Source organism: Streptomyces sp. NPDC096012 (assembly GCF_040426375.1).
Taxonomy (GTDB): Bacteria; Actinomycetota; Actinomycetes; order Streptomycetales; family Streptomycetaceae; genus Streptomyces.
Window position 1 is genome coordinate 36,670 of sequence record NZ_JBEOTD010000026.1, and the last position, 18,937, is coordinate 55,606.

At 72.0% G+C, this 18,937-nt stretch carries 14 protein-coding genes and 1 pseudogene; 7 read left to right on the forward strand and 8 right to left on the reverse strand.

The window, feature by feature from the left end:
• Positions 1–131 precede the first annotated feature (131 nt).
• From ABVB68_RS23630 to allB, 3 genes are all read right to left on the reverse strand, one after another.
• On the reverse strand, positions 132–947 hold the full coding sequence (locus ABVB68_RS23630) for an AIM24 family protein (protein WP_353603104.1): 816 nt from the start codon (positions 945–947) through the stop codon (positions 132–134).
• A gap of 127 nt (positions 948–1,074) precedes the next feature.
• On the reverse strand, positions 1,075–2,190 hold the full coding sequence (alc, locus tag ABVB68_RS23635) for an allantoicase (RefSeq protein ID WP_353603105.1): 1,116 nt from the start codon (positions 2,188–2,190) through the stop codon (positions 1,075–1,077).
• A gap of 56 nt (positions 2,191–2,246) precedes the next feature.
• On the reverse strand, positions 2,247–3,584 hold the full coding sequence (allB, locus tag ABVB68_RS23640) for an allantoinase AllB (RefSeq protein WP_353603106.1): 1,338 nt from the start codon (positions 3,582–3,584) through the stop codon (positions 2,247–2,249).
• 272 nt (positions 3,585–3,856) lie between these two features.
• Here allB and ABVB68_RS23645 point away from each other — a divergent pair, with 272 nt between their 5' ends.
• On the forward strand, positions 3,857–4,651 hold the full coding sequence (locus ABVB68_RS23645; RefSeq protein ID WP_353603107.1) for an IclR family transcriptional regulator: 795 nt from the start codon (positions 3,857–3,859) through the stop codon (positions 4,649–4,651).
• 450 nt (positions 4,652–5,101) lie between these two features.
• On the opposite strand, the gene ABVB68_RS23650 is transcribed toward ABVB68_RS23645, so the two are convergent.
• Complete coding sequence (locus tag ABVB68_RS23650; protein WP_353603108.1) at positions 5,102–5,419, reverse strand: DUF5955 family protein; 318 nt, start codon at positions 5,417–5,419, stop codon at positions 5,102–5,104.
• A gap of 143 nt (positions 5,420–5,562) precedes the next feature.
• Here ABVB68_RS23650 and ABVB68_RS23655 point away from each other — a divergent pair, with 143 nt between their 5' ends.
• On the forward strand, positions 5,563–6,171 hold the full coding sequence (locus tag ABVB68_RS23655; protein WP_353603109.1) for a nucleotidyltransferase family protein: 609 nt from the start codon (positions 5,563–5,565) through the stop codon (positions 6,169–6,171).
• 185 nt (positions 6,172–6,356) lie between these two features.
• A complete protein-coding gene (aceB, locus tag ABVB68_RS23660; RefSeq protein ID WP_353603110.1) occupies positions 6,357–7,982 on the forward strand; it encodes a malate synthase A in 1,626 nt (541 codons plus the stop codon).
• Positions 7,983–8,045: 63 nt separating this feature from the next.
• Here the strand turns inward: aceB and ABVB68_RS23665 are convergent, their stop codons facing one another.
• On the reverse strand, positions 8,046–8,342 hold the full coding sequence (locus tag ABVB68_RS23665; protein WP_353603111.1) for an Rdx family protein: 297 nt from the start codon (positions 8,340–8,342) through the stop codon (positions 8,046–8,048).
• Positions 8,339–9,253 (reverse strand): HipA family kinase, encoded by a 915-nt coding sequence (locus ABVB68_RS23670; protein WP_353603112.1) that lies wholly within the window; start codon positions 9,251–9,253, stop codon positions 8,339–8,341. Before ABVB68_RS23670 ends, ABVB68_RS23665 begins: the two co-directional genes overlap by 4 nt.
• Positions 9,254–9,538: 285 nt before the next feature.
• Here ABVB68_RS23670 and ABVB68_RS23675 point away from each other — a divergent pair, with 285 nt between their 5' ends.
• The 4 genes from ABVB68_RS23675 to ABVB68_RS23690 are packed head-to-tail and all read left to right on the forward strand — an operon-like array spanning position 9,539 to position 15,320.
• On the forward strand, positions 9,539–10,108 hold the full coding sequence (locus ABVB68_RS23675; RefSeq protein ID WP_353603113.1) for a LysR substrate-binding domain-containing protein: 570 nt from the start codon (positions 9,539–9,541) through the stop codon (positions 10,106–10,108).
• A 31-nt stretch (positions 10,109–10,139) separates the two neighbouring features.
• On the forward strand, positions 10,140–11,123 hold the full coding sequence (locus ABVB68_RS23680; RefSeq protein WP_353603114.1) for an ABC transporter ATP-binding protein: 984 nt from the start codon (positions 10,140–10,142) through the stop codon (positions 11,121–11,123).
• The gene (locus ABVB68_RS23685) at positions 11,120–12,514 is read left to right on the forward strand and encodes an ABC transporter permease (protein WP_353603115.1); all 1,395 of its coding nucleotides are present in this window, start codon (positions 11,120–11,122) and stop codon (positions 12,512–12,514) included. Before ABVB68_RS23680 ends, ABVB68_RS23685 begins: the two co-directional genes overlap by 4 nt.
• Before the next feature lie 55 nt (positions 12,515–12,569).
• Positions 12,570–15,320 (forward strand): bifunctional YncE/alkaline phosphatase family protein, encoded by a 2,751-nt coding sequence (locus ABVB68_RS23690; protein WP_353603116.1) that lies wholly within the window; start codon positions 12,570–12,572, stop codon positions 15,318–15,320.
• A gap of 354 nt (positions 15,321–15,674) precedes the next feature.
• On the opposite strand, the pseudogene ABVB68_RS23695 reads toward ABVB68_RS23690, so the two are convergent.
• Positions 15,675–16,946 (reverse strand): annotated as a pseudogene (locus ABVB68_RS23695) (SpoIIE family protein phosphatase).
• Between the two features lie 370 nt (positions 16,947–17,316).
• Positions 17,317–18,825 (reverse strand): IucA/IucC family protein, encoded by a 1,509-nt coding sequence (locus tag ABVB68_RS23700; RefSeq protein WP_353603117.1) that lies wholly within the window; start codon positions 18,823–18,825, stop codon positions 17,317–17,319.
• Between the last annotated feature and the right edge of the window lie 112 nt (positions 18,826–18,937).

Here is an 18,937-nt window from a genome sequence, read left to right on the forward strand (position 1 = left end):
CTCGCACGGGGGCGATCACCGTACCGGCGGCGACGGTCTTCGGGCGGAGTCGTCACGGAGGGCGGGATCGGGCTCGCCGGGCCCCGCGCACCCTCCGTGCTCGGGGCTGCCCGCGACCCCGACTCCTCGGCTCAGCCGGTGTGGGTGGAGAACAGTCCGCCGGTCGGCCCCTGCTTGTCCCCTCCCTGGGCCTTCTTCAGGGCGTTGGCCAGGCTCTCGATGGTGAGGGACTGCAGGATCACCCGGCCGTTGCCCTCCAGGGTGGCCAGGGACAGGCCCTCGCCACCGAAGACGGCGTTCATGATGCCCTGGCGGTTGAGGCCGCCGACGCGCTGGACGCCGTACCGGACGCCCTCCTCGAAGGCGACGACACACCCCGTGTCGACCTCGATGCGGCCGCCGAAGTCCGCCGGGTTGAGGTCGATGAAGTTGCCCGCGCCGGCGATGATCACCGTGCCGTGCCCGGTGAACTTCTCCAGGACGAAGCCCTCGCCGCCGCTCATGCCGGTGCGGCCGCCGGTGAAGGCGATGCCGAAGTCGACGGTGGACTCGGCGGCCACGAAGGCGTCCTTCTCCGCGAACCACGCGCGCGTGCCGTCGAGCTCCAGTGCGCGCATCTCACCGGGGAGCACGCCGGCGAAGCCGACCGTGCCCTCGGCGCCCTGGGCGGTGAAGTACTGGAAGGCCAGGGACTCGCCGGCGAGCATGCGCTGGCCCGCCTGCATGGCGGTGCCCATGGCCTGGCGCAGCAGGCCGCCCATGCCGCCGCCCGAGCCGTTCTGCTGCTGCCCGCCGCCGTTCGACGGACCGGACAGCCGCGTCTCCATGGTCACGTTCGTGGTCTTGAACAGGAACTTCCCGGCCTCGCAGTACACGGTCTGGCCGGGGTGCAGGTTGACGACCGCCATCTGCATGGCGTTGCCGACGATCTCTTGCTGAAGGGTCACGTCGGGAGAAACGCGCGGGATGGAGGGAAGAGTTCCGGGGGCGCGGAACCGGGCCGTGCGGACGACGCGAGGAGCGCCCCGGTGCTGTCCGGGCCGGGGCGCTCCACGCGCGCGTGGGGGCGCCGGGTCAGCCGCCCAGCTCCTGGTGGCGGGCGGCGAGCCGGGTCGCGCCCTCCTCGGTGAGGGAGCCGAACAGGCGCAGGCGGGAGATGCCGCCGTCGGGGAAGATGTCGACCCGCGCGTGGGTGCCGACGGCCGGCTGCGGCAGTACGAACCGGTGGTTGGTGTCGGGCTGGAGGCGGGTGCGCGGCAGGATCTCGGTCCAGTCGCCGCTCTCCCCGTCCTTGACGGAGACCGAGGCCCAGCCGGCGCTGTTGCCCTTCAGATAGGCCGTGTCGATCTCGACGGCGCGGATCCGGGACTGGGACACCAGCTGGTAGCGGATCCAGTCGTTGCCCTGGTCGCGGCGGCGGCGGGTCTCCCAGCCGTCGTCCATCTTGCGGGAGCGGCCCGGCTGGATGGTGTTGGTGGCCGGGGAGTAGAAGCGGTTCGAGGCGTCCTCGACCTGGCCGCCGTTCTCCAGGGCGACCACGTCGAAGGTGCCGAGGACGCCCAGCCACTTCGGGTCGGGCACGACCTCGCCGTGGACGCGCAGGCGGGCGATGCCGCCGTCGGGGTGCTGGTTGAGGCGCAGGTGGGTGAAGCGCTGTTCGACGGTGACCTCGAAGCCGTTGGCCGCGTGGCCGCCGACCGGGGTGCGCGGGACGAGGGTCGTCCACTTCACGTCGTCCGAGAGCAGTTCCTCCGGGGAGGGCGAACCAGGTACGGAGGCGGCCTCGACCGAGACCGCCTGCGGGTAGTTGCCGCGGAAGTGGGCCGTGTCGACGACGATCCCGCGGATCACGCCGGGCGCGCCGAGCCGGACCAGCGCCCAGTCGTGGTCGTCGGCGGTCGGCCAGGGGTGCCCGGCCGAGGTGCCACGCCTGCGGCGGGTCTCCCAGCCGTCCATGACCTTGCCCTTGTGCCCGAAGTGCTCGGGGTCGAACTCGGCGGGCCCGGCGACCAGCAGGTTCTCCCGCTGGGCGAAGAACTCGTCGTTGGCGGCGATGACACCGGCGCCGAGCTGCCGGTCGGCGAGATCGGCGTACTGGGTGAACGGGAAGTCGGCGGTGCGGTAGTCCGCGTACGGGTCGCCGCCTCCGTAGGGGTTCGCGTCGCCGGTGAAGCTGGGTGTCGCCGTCACGGTGATCAGGGGGTCCTTTCGGGGCTCGGCGGGGTGCGGGTGCGGGGGGGGGTGGCTCACTGGGGGCGGCTGAGCAGCGTGCCCCTCGGCTCGGTGAACCGGCCGTCGGCGACGATCCGCTCGCCGCGCAGCCAGGTGGACTTCACGACGCCGTGCAGGGTCTTCCCGGCGTACGCGGTGACCCTGTTGCGGTGCTGGAGGTGGGCCGGGTCGACGGTGAACGTCTCGTCGGGGGCGAGGACGGCGAAGTCGGCGTCGCGGCCGGCCTCGATGGCGCCCTTCTGCCCGAGGCCCACCAGGGCGGCGGTCCGCGCGGACATCCAGCGGACGACGTCCTCGAGCCCGTACCCGCGCCTGCGGGCCTCCGTCCATACGGCCGGCAGGCTCAGCTGGAGGCCCGATATGCCGCCCCACGCGGTGGCGAAGTCGTCGGTCTTCAGGTCGGCGGTGGAGGGCGAGTGGTCGGTGACGACGCAGTCGACGGTGCCGTCGGCGAGGGCCTCCCAGAGCAGGTCCTGGTTGGCGGCCTCGCGGATGGGCGGGCAGCACTTGAACTCGCTGGCGCCGTCCGGGACCTCCTCGGCCGTCAGGGTGAGGTAGTGCGGGCAGGTCTCCACGGTGACGCGCACGCCCTCGGCGCGCGCGGCGCGGATCAGCGGCAGCGCGTCGCTGGAGGACAGGTGGAGCACGTGCACGCGCGCGTTCAGCCGGCGGGCCTGCGCGATGAGGCCGGCGATCGCCGTGTCCTCGGCGTCGCGCGGGCGGGAGGCGAGGAAGTCGGCGTACCGGGGGCCGCCGTGCTGCGGGGCGGCGGCCAGGTGGTGCGGGTCCTCGGCGTGCACGATCAGCAGCCCGCCGAATCCGGCCGTCTCCGCCAGGGACCGCGCGAGCCGGTCCTGGTCGAGGTGCGGGAACTCGTCCACGCCGGACGGGGACAGGAAGGCCTTGAAGCCGAACACCCCGGCGTCGTGCAGCGGGCGCAGGTCCTTGACGTTGTCGGGCAGGGCGCCGCCCCAGAAGCCGACGTCGATGTGCGCCTTGTCCCGGGCCACGTCCTGCTTGATCCGCAGGTTCTCCACCGTGGTCGTCGGCGGCAGGGAGTTGAGCGGCATGTCGATGAGCGTGGTGATGCCGCCGGCCGCCGCGGAGCGGGTGGCGGTCCAGAAGCCCTCCCACTCGGTGCGGCCCGGGTCGTTGACGTGCACGTGGGTGTCGACCAGGCCGGGCAGTACGACGTGGTCGCCGACGTCCTCCAGCCGCGCCGTGGCCGGGACCTCGGCGTCGTACGGCAGCACGGCCGTGATCTTTCCGGCGGACACGGTGACCGTGGCGGCCCGCGTCCCTTCCGGAGTGATGACGCGCGTCGAGCGCAGCACCAGTTCAGCGTCGGACACCCGAACCCCTTTCTGTACCGCCGTTTTACGCCCGGAAAACGGGATGCACATCACGTAACGGAATTCAACGTTCTGTTGAAGGAGTGTTCACTCCCGCTCCATCGCCGTCAAGAGGCGCCCTCCCCGGCGGTGCTTCGAGCCCCGCGCTCTGGACGTTTCCACAAAGCGGAATTACAATTCCAGCAAGCAGAACGTAGCTATGTACCAGCGGGGAGTCAACCGACTGCCGGGTAGGCTGCTGCTCTTCCTGCCAGCCCCGAAAGGAACGTGCCGTGCCGACGTCCAAGGCCAGCACCACCGACTCCGCCAAGTCCTCCAACGGGGGCGGGGTCCAGTCCCTCGAGCGCGCCTTCGATCTGCTCGAGCGGATGGCGGACGCGGGCGGCGAGGTCGGCCTGAGCGAGCTGTCCGCGACCAGCGGGCTGCCGTTGCCCACCATTCACCGGCTGATGCGCACCCTGGTGGCCTGCGGGTACGTACGCCAGCAGCCGAACCGTCGGTACGCGCTCGGACCGCGGCTGATCCGGCTCGGCGAGTCCGCGTCCCGGCTGCTCGGCACCTGGGCGCGGCCGTACCTCGCCCGGCTCGTCGAGGAGACCGGCGAGACGGCGAACATGGCGCTGCTGGACGGCGACGAGATCGTGTACGTGGCGCAGGTGCCGTCCAAGCACTCGATGCGGATGTTCACGGAGGTGGGGCGCCGGGTGCTGCCGCACTCCACCGGTGTGGGCAAGGCGCTGCTGGCGAGTGTGCCGGACGAGGAGGTCCGGGCGCTGCTGAGCCGCACCGGCATGCCTGCGGCCACGGACAAGACCATCACCACGCCCGAGGGCTTCCTGGCGGCGCTGGCGGACGTGCGGCGTGCCGGATACGCGATCGACGACAACGAGCAGGAGATCGGGGTGCGGTGCCTGGCGGTGTCCGTACCGGAGTCTCCGACGGCGGCGGCGATCTCGATCTCTGGGCCGGCGGGCCGTGTGACGGAGGCGGCGACCGAGAAGATCGTGCCGATGCTGCAGCAGGTCGCCCGGGAACTGTCCCAGGCGCTGGCGAGTTCGGGCGCGTGAGCGGTCCTGTGGCCGCGTGAGGGGTGCGGCGCGGCTCGGTCGGCAAGTGCGGGCCGGTGGGTGTTCTGCGCAGTTCCCCGCGCCCCTGGGTTGCCGCAACCGGCCGCCTGACACCGTTCCGGCGGTCGAGGGGCACCGTGGTGCGGCTCGTCGGGTGAGTGCGGGTCGGTGGGTGTTTTTGCGCAGTTCCCCGCGCCCCTGGGTTGGGCTGGTTTAGCCCATGACACCGTTCCGGCGGTCGGGGGCGCCGCGGTGCGACCCGTCGGCTGAGTGCGGGTCGGTGGGTGTTTTTGCGCAGTTCCCGGCGCCCCTGGGTTGCCGCAACCGGCCCCCTGACACCGTTCCGGCGGTCGGGGGGCGCCGTGGTGCGGCTCGTCGGGTGAGTGCGGGTCGGTGGGTGTTTTTGCGCAGTTCCCCGCGCCCCTGGGGGTGTTCCGGCCCTCTGGAGTGTCAGCTCTGCCGAGGTGGTTGGCCGAAGAGGTCCACCGCCTCGCGGACGCCGGTCAGGCCCCTCGCCAGGGCGCTCATCGAGCCGATCGCGCCCGCGATCAGTAACAGGGACCTGCGCAGGCGCGGGATCTCCGGGGCGCCGCCGGTGGCCATCGCGGCCAGGGCCGCCAGTTCGTCCTCGGCTATGGCCCGGTCGGGGAAATCCGCCGGAAGCGCGGCGAGCTCGCGCCGCAGCCGGGACACCGCGATCCGCAGTTCCGCCACCCTCGGATCCTCGTCGCTGCCGGTCACCGGCCTCTGCCCCAAGCTCCGCAACACAGCCCTCCCCCAGCCACGCCGTCGTGCGCCGGTCAGTAAACGCCACCCCGCGCCGGACCGCCACAGCGCGGACCGAAATTCAGCCCAAGGGAGTCGGCACCGAAAATCCGGACGCTTGTGCCGTCGTCGGGTATGCAGGACCCATGACCGACAACCAGGACCATCAGGGGGATGTCGCCGGGCTGCTGCTCGCCGCCGGCGGCGGCAGACGACTCGGCGGACGCCCCAAGGCGCTGCTGGAGCACCGGGGGCGGCCGCTGGTCGAACACGCCGTCGGGGTGCTGCGCGCGGCCGGCTGCGGCCGGATCCACGTCGTCCTGGGCGCCAGGTCGCAGGAGGTGCGCGAGCGCGCCGAACTGGACGGCTGCGTACTCGTGGACAACCCGCGGTGGGCCGAGGGCATGGGATCGTCCCTGCGTGCCGGGCTCGCCTCGCTCGCCGGCACGGGCGTGCGCGCGGCCCTGGTGAGTCTCGTCGACCAGCCCGGCATCGGGCCCGCCGCGGTGGCCCGGGTACTCGGTGCCTACAAGGGCGAGAACTCGCTGGTGTCCGCCGCCTACGACGGCACGCGCGGGCATCCGGTGCTCTTCGGCGCGGCCCACTGGCCGGGCATCGCGGCGACCGCCACCGGGGACCGCGGGGCACGCGCCTACCTGGCGGAACACGCGGCGGCGATCCGGCTCGTGGAGTGCGCGGACGTCGCCGAGCCGTACGACATCGACACCGAGGCCGACCTGAGCCACCTTGAGTGAACGGGGTGGCACTCGGCGCCACCTTGCCTCGAACCGGAGAATCTCGACATCAACAAACCATTGAGATTCCACAATGAGGAAACTACTATCCACTGTTCAGAAGCGCCTGACCGCACAGCCGGCGCTGTTCCGCCCTGTTCGTGCCACTTGGCACCCGGTGCCACCGCTGAAGGAAGTGACAGCTCATGTCCGCACCAGCGCCGTCCCCGCTGGCCATCGTCGACGCCGAGCCCCTGCCCCGGCAGGAAGAGGTCCTCACGGACGCCGCGCTCACCTTCGTGGCGGAGCTGCACCGGCGGTTCACCCCGCGCCGTGACGAACTCCTCGCCCGCCGGGCCGACCGCCGCGCCGAGATCGCCCGCACCTCCACGCTCGACTTCCTTCCCGAGACGGCCGCCATCCGCGCGGACGACTCCTGGAAGGTCGCCCCGGCCCCGGCCGCGCTGAACGACCGGCGCGTCGAGATCACCGGCCCCACCGACCGCAAGATGACCATCAACGCCCTCAACTCGGGCGCGAAGGTCTGGCTCGCCGACTTCGAGGACGCCTCGGCGCCCACCTGGGAGAACGTGATCCTCGGCCAGGCCAACCTGACCGACGCCTACACCCGGAACATCGACTTCACCGACGAGCGCACCGGCAAGTCCTACGCCCTGCGCCCGGCGGAGGAGCTGGCGACCGTCGTCATGCGGCCGCGCGGCTGGCATCTGGACGAACGCCACCTCGTCGACGCCGACGGCCGCCCGGTGCCGGGCGCCCTCGTCGACTTCGGCCTGTACTTCTTCCACAACGCCCAGCGGCTGCTCGACCTCGGCAAGGGCCCGTACTTCTACCTGCCGAAGACCGAGTCGCACCTCGAGGCACGCCTGTGGAACGAGGTGTTCGTCTTCGCGCAGGACTACGTCGGCATCCCGCAGGGCACCGTCCGCGCCACCGTGCTGATCGAGACGATCACGGCCGCGTACGAGATGGAGGAGATCCTCTACGAGCTGCGCGACCACGCCGCGGGCCTGAACGCCGGCCGCTGGGACTACCTGTTCTCCATCGTGAAGAACTTCCGCGACGGCGGGGCGAAGTTCGTCCTCCCGGACCGCAACGCGGTCACCATGACCGCCCCGTTCATGCGGGCGTACACCGAACTCCTCGTCCGCACCTGCCACAAGCGCGGCGCGCACGCGATCGGCGGCATGGCGGCCTTCATCCCGTCCCGCAAGGACGCCGAGGTCAACAAGGTCGCCTTCGAGAAGGTCCGCGCCGACAAGGACCGTGAGGCGAACGACGGTTTCGACGGCTCCTGGGTCGCCCATCCCGACCTGGTGCCCATCGCCATGGAGTCCTTCGACAGGGTCCTCGGCGACAAGCCCCACCAGAAGGACCGGCTGCGCGAGGACGTGCGCGTCGAGGCCGCCGACCTGATCGCGATCGACTCACTGGACGCCCGGCCGACGTACGACGGTCTGGTCAACGCCGTCCAGGTCGGCATGCGTTACATCGAGGCCTGGCTGCGCGGGCTCGGCGCGGTCGCCATCTTCAACCTGATGGAGGACGCGGCCACCGCGGAGATCTCCCGCTCCCAGATCTGGCAGTGGATCAACGCGGGCGTCGAGTTCGAGAACGGCGAGAAGGCGACACCGGAGCTGGCCCGCAAGGTCGCCGCCGAGGAACTGGACGCCATCCGCGAGGAGATCGGCGAGCAGGCCTTCGCCGCCGGGCGCTGGCAGGAGGCGCACGACCTGCTGCTGCGGGTGTCCCTCGACGAGGACTACGCCGACTTCCTCACCCTGCCGGCGTACGAGCAGCTGGGCCGCTGACCCTCACGGCGTTCCGGGTCTTCCGGCCACCCTCCGGAGGGGACCTCACGCGCGTCCGGGGCCTCAGGAGCCCTCCGCGCGTTCCGAGTGGCCCAGGGGTTTCCCCGGGGCCACTCGGTCGCGTACGAGGCGCTTGACCGCCGTCGGCTCCGGGAAGCCCTGCTCACGGCGGTCCCAGACCACCTCGTCGTTCACCCGGACGACGAAGACTCCGCCGGTGCCGGGCTTGAGCGCCAGCTCGGTCAGCTCCCTCTCGAAGGTGGTCAGCAGCTCCTGCGCCAGCCAGGCCGCGCGGGGCAGCCAGCGGCACTGTGTGCAGTACTCGATCTGGACCCGTTGTGCTTCCACTGCTTCCCTCATCCCAGGTGCACCGACCAATCCTGTTCCGCCGCCGGCTTTCCGTGCAGGTCGGGGACCGCCTTCAGCCAGTCCGGGCGGCCCGCTTGTGTCCTCGCCGCGCGGGCGGCCTCCTCGGCCGCCAGCTCCTCGCGGCCCGGGAAGTCGGTGGGCAGCCACTCGGGTGAGAGCCGGACGCGGGCCAGCAGGTGGGCCACATAGGCGTCCCGGACGTCGTCGGGGGTGGCGAAGGCGGCGTCCTCGGCCAGCCAGGCGTCCGGCACCCCCGCGAGGATCCCGCGCAGCAGCTCCTCCGTCACCCGGGGGGCCAGTTCGGTGTCGGCCGCCCGGACGTCGGGGCCGTACTGGCCGAGGGCGTGATGCCGGAAGTCGTACCTCTTGCCGGGGGTCGTGGTGTCCCAGCGGTGGTGGAAGACGAGGGCCGCGCCGTGGTCGATGAGCCACAGCCGCGGCGGTACGGTGCCGAGGGTGGGCCAGACCATCAGGTTGGAGCTGTGGACCGTACGGTCCACGTTGACGGTGAGCGCGTCCAGCCAGACGATCCGCCCCGCCTCCAGCGGGTCCACCGGGAAGACCTTCGCGATGTCCGGGGTGAGGTCCCGGGCGCCCGGCAGATAGTCCATCCCGAGGTTCAGCCCCGCGCTCGCGGTGTGCAGGTCCCGCACCTCCTGGTGCGGCTCCTCGGCGGCGACGACCGGGTCGAAGTGGACGAGGACCAGTTCGGGGAAACGCAGACCGAGCGCGCGGGCCAGTTCACCGACGATCACCTCGGCGACCAGCGCCTTGTGTCCCTGCGCCGAACCGGTGAACTTCACGACGTAGGTGCCCAGGTCGTCGGCCTCGACGACACCGGGCACGGAGCCGCCGGACCGCAGCGGCTCGACGTACCGGGTGGCGGTGACCTCTCTCAACATGTTCGAAGGCCTCCGTCCTCATCACCCTTGCATTCCACGGCCACCCCCAAGGGGTCGGCATCCGGGAAACGTCCACGATCCGCCCTGGGGAGAATCCGGGGAGTTCCGACTGGCACACTCGTCATCCCTGTCTCCCCACCAGTGCGTCGATGGCGGTGCGGCCCTTGCTTCCGGCGTCCGTCATGAAGTGAGCATAGTAACCAAGCGTGACGGCTGGGGAGGACGTGGAACGTTCCGGCCGGGGTGTGGAGCCCGCTGGCGAGGTGGTGGGCGAGGGCGGCCGGGGTGAGCCAGGCGGCGTTCGCGGTTACCGGTGTTCCTGCGGCTGCTATCGGCAAGCCTGCCCGAAACCCAGGTGAGCGTGCGAACGGGGCCAGCGAGTCGCTGGCCGGTCAGGTCACCACCGGGCAGCTCGGCCTGGCCCTGCTGTTTCGGCGGCAGACCCCGGCGACGGTCGCCGCGGAGGAGGAACTCGGTCGTATCCGGATGGCGTGGTTCGGGCAGCCCGTCCACGGCACGGAGGCTGGACTGCCGTTGGTGTCATCCACTGAACCCTGCATCCTGCGTGGCCAAATTGTGGACGCCCTCGACGCATCCGGGATCCCTTGGCGCATCTCGTACGAGGGAGCTGAATTCCTCGGGCTGCGGGCAGCGGTCAAGGCCGGGCTCGGGCCGGCCTGCCTGGAGTGCCCGAGTCACCGCGCCGGCGTCGCCACGGACTTCGGAGCCGACGTCCGGTCCGGCCGACGGAGCGGGACGATCCCGGCGTGCCGGACGTCAGTTGACACCCGGTTGAGGTTCCGTTCCCTGAGCGTTCAACCAGTGACTCCTGTCAGTGTCGTGTGTGCTTCCTAGGGTCCATGGGGCTTTCCGAAAGAAGGGGCTCATGGACTCACAGTTGGCGATCCGGGCTCGCGGCATCACCAAGTGCTTCGGCGACGTCGTCGCGCTCGACGGCGCCGACCTGGATGTGGCACAGGGACGGATCCACGGCCTGGTCGGTCCGAACGGCGCCGGCAAGACGACGCTGCTCGGCCTGCTTCTCGGCCTGACCGTGGCCGACAGCGGACGTCTGGAGGTCTTCGGCACGCCGGTGGGCAGGGCGTTCGAAGCGCCCGGCGGTGTCGCCGGGTTCGTGGACGGGCCAGGGCTGTACCCCTCGCTCACCGCGCGGCAGAACCTCGCCGCGCTGGCGGCTCTGCGGGGCGACGACACCCGGTCGGCCGGGATCGACGACGCACTCGAACAGGTGGGGCTCACCGACGTCGCCGACGACCGCACCCGCGGCTTCTCCCTGGGCATGCGCCAACGGCTCGGCCTCGCCGCGGCCCTGCTCGGCAAGCCGCGGCTGCTCGTCCTGGACGAACCCTGCAACGGCCTGGACCCGGCCGGGAAGAAGCACGTCCACGGCGTCCTCACCCGGCTCGCGCGGCAGGGAACGAGCGTCGTGCTCTCCAGCCACCGCATGGACGACCTGGAGGCCCTGTGTTCCGAGGTCACCATCCTCGCGACGGGGCGGATCGTCTTCTCCGGGCCGCTGGGCAGGCTGGCCGCCGAGAACCGTGAACTCGACTACCGGCTGCTGACGTCCGACCCGGAACGCGCTCGCCGGATGGCCGCCGACGCGCCGGGAATCCGTCTGGCCGACGACACCACCGGAGGCCGGGGCGGGGAGGTCCTCGTGGTGCGCGCGCCGGTCGCCGCCCTGGACGACCTGGTGGTGCGGCTCGTCCACGAGGGCGTCTCCCTGCGCGAACTCGCCCCCGTGGTCTCTCCGTTGGAGGCGGCGTTCCTGGCCCTGACCGAGCAGCGGAAGACCGACACCCGGCAGCGGAAGACCGACGCCCAGCAGCAGGAGACCCGTCGATGAGCGCAACCGCAAGCCTCACGCCGACCGCCGTACCGCGGGGAGAAGCACACACCCCCGCATCACGCCGTGTCACAGTTGCCCGGAGTTACCGCTTCGAGGTCGTCAAGCTCCTCGCCCAGTGGCGGATCCGTCTCCTGCTCCTCGCCTGCTGGATCGCGCCGGCGCTGTTCGTGGCCGGGGTGAGCGCGCAGAGCACGCTGCCCACGGACACCCTCTTCGGCCGCTGGATGCACGCCACCGGGTGGGCGGGGCCGCTGGTCACGCTGGGTTTCGCCGGCACCTGGGCGCTTCCGCTGCTCACCTCCGTCGTCGCCGGCGACGTGTTCGCCGCGGAGGACCGGTTCGGCACCTGGCGCCACCTCCTCGTCGCCGTCCGCTCGCCCCGGCGGATCTTCGCGGCGAAGGCACTGGCCGGTCTCACCGTCATCCTGCTGCTCGTGGCCGGACTGGCCGTCTCCAGCACGGTCGGCGGGCTGCTGGCCGTCGGCAACCGGCCACTGGTCGGCCTCGACGGCCATCTGCTCGCGCCAGGGGACGCCGCCGGCACGGTCCTGCTGGCCTGGGCCTGTGTGCTCGCCCCGACCCTGGCCCTCGCCGGAATCGGGCTCCTCGGGTCGGTCGTGCTCGGCCGCTCCCCGATGGGTCTGCTGCTGCCCGCGATCGTCGCACTGGCGATGCAGCTCGCCCAGATGCTGCCGCTCCCGGTCGCCGTACGCCTCGCCCTGCCCGGCGACGCCTTCCTCACCTGGAACGGCCTGTTCACCGGCCCGGCGCAGCTCGCTCCGCTCCTCATCGGCATCGTTGTCGGTCTCCTGTGGGCCGTGACGGCGACGGCGCTGGCCTGTGTCCTCTTCCTGCGGCGGGACTTCACCAACCCCACGGACGACGGCTCCGCACGCCACGCGGTCGGCACGGCCGCCCTGCCGCTCGCGGGGCTGCTCGGCGTGACGGTCGCGGTCGTGGCGGCGACGACCACGGCCACCGGCTCCGGGATCGAGCAGGCCAAGGTGCAGAACTCACTCGCCACGGAGTTCGCCCACCTGTACCGCACACAGACCGACCAGCTCCACCGGCCCGCCGTCACCGAAGGGCAGTTGAAGACGGCGGCGGCGTGCACCAAGGCCGGTGTCCAGGACGGCGCCCACGGCGCCGGCAACGACTGGCGGTGCGTCGTCTCCTGGCATCTGCCGGGCGCCGCGGCCACCGGGTCGGCCGTCTACCAGCTCGACATCACGGCGGACGGGCGGTTCGTCGCCGACGGCGACGGGCCGAAGGAAGTCAACGGCTACTTCCTGGTGCGGACCTCGACCGGAGACGCACCGAACCCGCTGTGGCAGTTCGACGGCAACGTCGACCTGCTCTCCGCCTCCCCGGGCTCCCCGACCCCCTGATCTCTTCTCTCCGGCCACCCCCCGAAGTCCCCGCATTCCCGAAGGGAACGACGTCATGCAGATAGCACGCCGCCGCAGGCAGGCCGAGAAGAAGTACTACGACCTGCTGGGCAGACGTGTCAGCCGCCGGGCCACGCTGGTCACGGCATGCATCACCACGGCCGCCCTGGCCACCGGCACCGCCGTCGCCGAGACCCGCCAGTTCGGTACCGACCAGGTCGGCCAGGTCACCCACAGGGGCCAGGCCGTCTCCGCCGACCAGTACCTCGCTCCCTTCGGCGACCGCCTCGTCATCGACGACGGCAAGATCATGTCGTCGACGGTCAGCCCGGACGGCGGCCACCTCGCCGCCGCGGTCACCGACGGCGACGCCGCGCTGGTCGTCGTGGACCTCGCGACCGGGCGGATCAAGCAGCGTGTCGGCACCAACGCCGCCGACGACCTGCGCATCGGCAGCGGCTCCGTCGGCCAGGAAGGTCCGACGTACTCACCCGACGGCAAGCAGCTGTGGCTGGGCCAGGCCGACGGCTACACCAGGTTCACCGTGAACGCGGACGGCACGCTCGCCGACCCCGTGACCGTCAGGATCCCGGCCGACGGCAGCAAGCACGCCCTGGTCGCCGCGGCGGTGTTCTCCGCCGACGGCTCCACCGTGTACGCGGCGGTCAACGGCCAGAACCGGGTGGTGGCGATCGACGCGGCGACCGGGGCGGTCACCCGGAGCTGGGCGGTCGGCAACGCCCCGCGCGGCATGGCCCGGGTCGGCGACAAGCTCTACGTCAGCAACGAGGGCGGCCGGCCCGCGAAGGCCGGGGACTCCACACTCAACTCCTACGGCACGCAGGTGCCGGCCGACCCGGAGACCGGCGCCACCACCACCGGCACGGTCAGCGTCATCGACCTGGCCGACGCGTCAGCCGCGGTCGGCACGATCGACGTCGGCCTGCACCCGACCGCCGTGTACGCCCGGCGCGGCGCGGTGTTCGTCACCAACACCGCCGACGACAACGTGTCGGTCATCAACACCGCCAACGACCACGTCGTGCAGACCATCTCCACCCAGCCGTGGCCGGAGGCCTCGGTCGGCTACGAGCCCGACGCCGTGACCCTCACCGGTGACGGGCACCTGCTGGTGACGCTCGGCCGGGCCGACGCCGTCGCCGTCTACCGCTACAAGTCCCCGCAGGAGCCGGTCAGTTACCTCGGCCTCCTCCCGACGGACTACTTCCCCGCCGAGATCACCACCGTGGGCAAGAAGGTCGTCGTCTCCCACACCCGAGGCATCGACGCCCGCCGCCCCGACAGCGCCGGCCACGCCACCCACGACACGACCTCCAGCCTGACGCAGTTCACCCTGCCCAGCGACCGCGTCATCCGCGCCCAGACCGCCAAGGTCTTCCGGCAGAACGGCTGGAGCGCCGGCTCCGTCGCGTCGGCCAGGGGCCACCGCAACGCCGAGCCGCAGCCGGTCCCGGCGCGGATCGGCGACCCTTCGACGATCAAGCACGTCTTCCTGATCGTCAAGGAGAACCGCACCTACGACCAGGTCCTCGGCGACGTACCCGAGGGCGACGGCGACCCGTCGCTGACGCAGTTCGGCGCGAACGTCACGCCGAACCAGCACGCCCTGGCCCGGCAGTTCGGGCTGTACGACAACACCTACGACATCGGCACCAACTCCGCCGAGGGCCACAACTGGCTCATGCAGGCCGACAACCCCGAGTACACCGAGTCCTCGGCCGGCGAGTACGCGCGCAGCTACGACACCGAGGACGACGCCCTCGGCCACCAGAAGACCGGCTTCCTGTGGACGGGCGCACAGGCGGCCGGCAAGAGCGTGCGGGACTTCGGCGAGTTCCAGCAGTTCCTGACCAAGCCGTCGGGCGCCAGCTGGCAGAACCTGTACTGCGACGCCAAGAACATGAACGCGACCGGCCAGGCCACCGCCTACCCCCTGAAGTCCTCCTCACCGATCCCGTCGCTCAACAGCGTGTCGGTGCCCGGGTTCCCGAAGTTCGACACCAGCGTCCCGGACCTCTACCGGTACGAGATCTGGAATCAGGACTTCGAGAAGAACGGCCCGGCGAACCTGAACATGTTCTGGCTCTCCAGCGACCACACCGGTGGGCCGGCCGGCCCGGCCGCCCAGGTCGCCGACAACGACCTGGCCACCGGCAAGATCATCGACAGGATCTCGCACAGCAGGTACTGGAAGGACTCGGCGATCTTCGTCGTCGAGGACGACTCCCAGGCCGGCCTGGACCATGTCGACGGGCACCGCGCGCCGGTCCAGATCATCAGCCCCTGGTCCCAGCACGGCACCGTCGACAGCCGCTACTACTCGCAGATCACGATGATCCGCACCGTCGAGCAGATCCTCGGGATCCACCCGATGAACCAGAAGGACAGCGCGGCCACTCCCATGCGGGGCGCGTTCACCCGGCACCCCGACTACACGCCGTTCACCGCGCTGCCCAACCGCACCTCGCTGACCGACGGCCTGAAGACCCCGCCGCCCTGCGGCGTGGACACCCCCGCCGCCCAGGACCCCAAGGCGGCGGCCGTACCGTCGGCGAAGGTACCGGCGGACAAGAAGTCCCTGGCCGCCGCGTGGGACGCCTGGAAGTCCAGGCAGCACCTGACCGGCTCCCACGCCATCCCCGACTACGCCAACCCGGCCCAGATGAACCACCTCACCTGGTACCAGACCCACAACTGGGCTCGTCCGTACCCCGGTGAGAAGAAGATCTACGCACCGAACGACGTACCCGGCGCCTACCTCCCGTCGCCGGAGTCCGACGGCTGACCGGTCGAGGCCCGACGGCCGACCGGTCGAGGCCCGACGGCCGACCGGTCGAGGCCCGACGGCCGACCGGTCGAGGCCCGGTGGCCGACCGGTCCGGGTCCGGTGGCCGACCCGGTCCGGGTCCGGTGGCCGACCCGGTCACCGGATTCCCAGGGCTGACCGACCACCATGGGCTGACGGCTGACGGCTCCCGGACCGGGAAGGACCCCTCCCAGGCCGACCGCCTGGCAGGGGTCCTTTCCCGTGCCGGTCCACCCGTCCGGTCCGGAACCCGCGCCCGGGCGCACCGCACGCCGCCGGAACGCGATCACCGGGTGGGCGCCTCGCGGGCCGGCCGAAGCAGCCGCCCCGAGTTCACAGGCCGACGACGACCAGCGCGATGTCGTCGCGGGCGCCATGGCTGACACCCAGGCGCTCCAGCAGGGTGTCGGCCAGACGCTCGGGGCTGAGCCCCAGGCACTGGGACAGCGTGCCGGTCAGGCGGTGCAGGCCGGTCTCGATGTCCTCGCCCCGGCGCTCGATGAGGCCGTCGGTGTAGAGGACGAGGATGTCGCCCGGGTGGTAGGCCACGCCGGCCTGGGGCCGTGGGACGTGGGTCGGCCGGGCGCCGAGGGGCGGATCGGTGGCCTGGTCCAGCAGCCGGCAGCTGCCGTCGTGGTGCATCAGAACGGGTGGCGGATGCCCCGCGCTGGAGTAGACGATCAACCGCGACCGGGTGTCGACGAGGATCGTGACGGCGGTGGCTGCCAGCGCGCCGTCCACGGAGCGGGCGTACAGGCCCAGCACTTCCAGGGCCTGGGCGGGGCCGGCGACGGCCCGGGTGGCCGCTGACAGTGCGCTGCGCAGCATCCCCATGACGGTGGCGGCCTCCAGGCCGTGACCGACCACGTCACCCACGGCGACGGAGTACCGGCCGTCGGTCAGGTCCACGGCGTCATACCAGTCACCGCACACGTTCAGCGACCCGACGGCCGGCAGGTAGCGGACCGCGACATCGGTGTGCCGGGCCAGGTCCGGGGAGTGCAGCATGGCCTCCTGCAGCGTGATCGCCACCTGCCGTCCCCGCGCGTGTGCCCGCCGCAGTTCGTCGTTGACGCGCTCCAGCTCCTTGGCCCGGGCGTACAGCTCGGCCTCCATGCTGTCCTCCTCGGGGCTGTGGGGCACGGCGGGCTCCTGCCGCAGCCGACGGGCGTGGACGAAGGCGGTCACGTCCTCGACCCGGTGGATGATCTACGCCACCCGTCCGTCCGGCCCGAGAACAGGGGTGTTGACCGGGGACCACCAGCGTTCCTCGAAGGCACCCGGCTGTCCGGCGATGGGGATGTCGTACCGCTCAAGGGCCAGGGTGTCCGGTTCCCTCGTGGCCGACACCCGCTTCAGGGAGGCGGACAGGTTCTCCACCGCGTCCGCCTCCGGTGCGGCGGGATTGTCGGGAAAGGCGTCGAAGAGGTACTGCCCCAGCAGGTCCTGTCGCGTCCGGCCGGTCGCCTGGCAGTACGCCGCATTCACGCCGACGATCACAAACCCGGGATCGAGGACCAGATACGGACTGGGAGTCGCCGCGAACAGCGCGGCGTAGTCGACTTCGCCCTCGGCCGGCTGCCCGTCGGGGGGACTGGCACCCACGTCTCCAATGTACGAGGTCACCGCCGCCACCGCGCCCCCGGAGGAACGGGCCGCACAGGTTCAGCGCCCGGTCATCGGCGCCTGGGTGTACGGCCCCCTGACGACCGGCTCCGCGCACGGGCGGGGCTGTTCCGCCCGGACCGTCTCGGGGGCAAGGTCCTGCGGCGTCCACCGGACAGGTCCCCCGTTGCGGATTCGCCGTCGCTCTCAGCGGATCTCCGCCCGCCGCGGGACGGTCGTGTCCGTTCAGGCGGTGGTCAGCGGGCACTGGCCGCGGTCCGCCTGCATCGGCCCGGCGGCGCTTGGCCGCGACTCGCACTCGGACATGGCGAAGCGGAGGCCCGGTGATGTGGCCGGGTGCGCGGAGCGGTCACGGTTGCGCGGGGGTGGCCAGCGGGTTCGGCAGGGGCAGGTAGCGGGCGTCGGCGCCGTGCGCGCCCGTCCAGCGCAGCAGCAGGTTGGTCTTGCCGGGCAGTGTGGGTGAGGCCAGCAGAGCGGGGATCTCGGGCAGGTCGTGCCGGGCGAGTTCGTGGCGGACGGCGGGCCACGGGTCGAAGCCGGGGTGGTGTTCGGCCAGGGCGGCGGCGATCTCGCCGAGGTGGTTGACGACCAGGCAGTACACCAGCCGCTCCCAGCCGGCGGCGCGCGAGACGTCCGGCAGCAGTTTGGCGCCCTCCGCGTCCCGGAACAGCGCCTGCACCGGCGTACCGGCCGCGTCCACGGCGACGAGGGTGTTCTGCAGATGTGCCTCCAGGACGACTCCGTGCTCGCCGAAGGCGGCCAGGGCCGGCGGGACGACCTGCCCCAGGTAGGCCTCCCACCAGGCGCCCGGGTCGGCCGCGGCGGCCAGCGGACTGCCGTCGAAGTCCTCGGTGAGGGCCGCCGCGAGCAGCGGGGTGGCGCCCGGCAGCAGATGGCCGCGCAAACCGTCCCGGACGAGGACGGCCAGCTCCTCGAAGGCGAAGCCGGCGGTGCGGTAGCCGCGGTCGCTCAGCCAGGCCGCGGGCGGGCCCAGCGCGGCGAAGGCGCGTGTGGCGGCCCCGTCGGTGCGGCGCAGTCTTTCCAGGTCGTGCCGCCACAGGCGCCGGATGTCGTTGGTGATGCGCACGTCCAGGCTGAACTTCAGGAAGAGATCGTGCCGGGGCTCGTACACCGTGCGCACCGCTGCCGTCGGCCAGGTGTCGAAGGCGGTCGTGCCCAGCCGGACCAGGCGGCCGTCGGCGAACGCCGGTGCGAGATCGCGGGCGACGAGGGCCAGCTGCCAGGGGTGGGCCGGGAGCAGCCGGTAGCCGGGCGGAGCGGCGCCGAGGGCGTCCAGGGCGCGGGTGTCGCCCTCCTCGGCGACCTGGTCCTCGCGCACCCCGAGCAGCACCAGCGGGAAGCGGGCATGGGCCTCGGGGGCGTACGGCAGCCAGGTCGCGGCCGGACCGCCGCCGCGCGCCTTGGGGGCCGGGTGGTGGGGGTGACCGGTGAGCAGGCACTGCTCGGAGCGCAGGTAGGGGTCCTCCGGCGCCGTCGTCCGCTCGCGTGCGGTGAGCAGGGCGGCGACGGCCTCGCGGCTGTCGACCATCTCGGCGGGGAGGTCGCCGCCCGGCAGCCCGGTGTGCCGGCGCAGTTCGTCGGCGACCAGTTTGACCAGTTCGGTGTGGCCGAGCGGGTCCCAGGTCCCGGCCCGGTGCACCTCGGGCCCGGCGGGGCGCCGTCCGGCGCGCACACGCAGCAGCCGCCCGCTGGGCAGCCGGTACACACGCCGGTCCCCGGCGTCCGGGAGTGGTTCGGCCACCTCGCGCAGCAGGCAGTTGAGCAGGGGCGCGGTCGCGTACGCGTCGGCGCGCGGGCCGACGGCGGGGGTGGGGGGTGTGAGGTCCACGCGATCCATTCGTTCTTCGTCCAGGGGCCGAACGCTTCGTCCAGGGGGCGAGCGCTTGTCCAGAGGCCGGGCGCGGCGTCCCGTGACGGGGGGCCGCGTCCGAGCCCGGGCACCGCGTCCG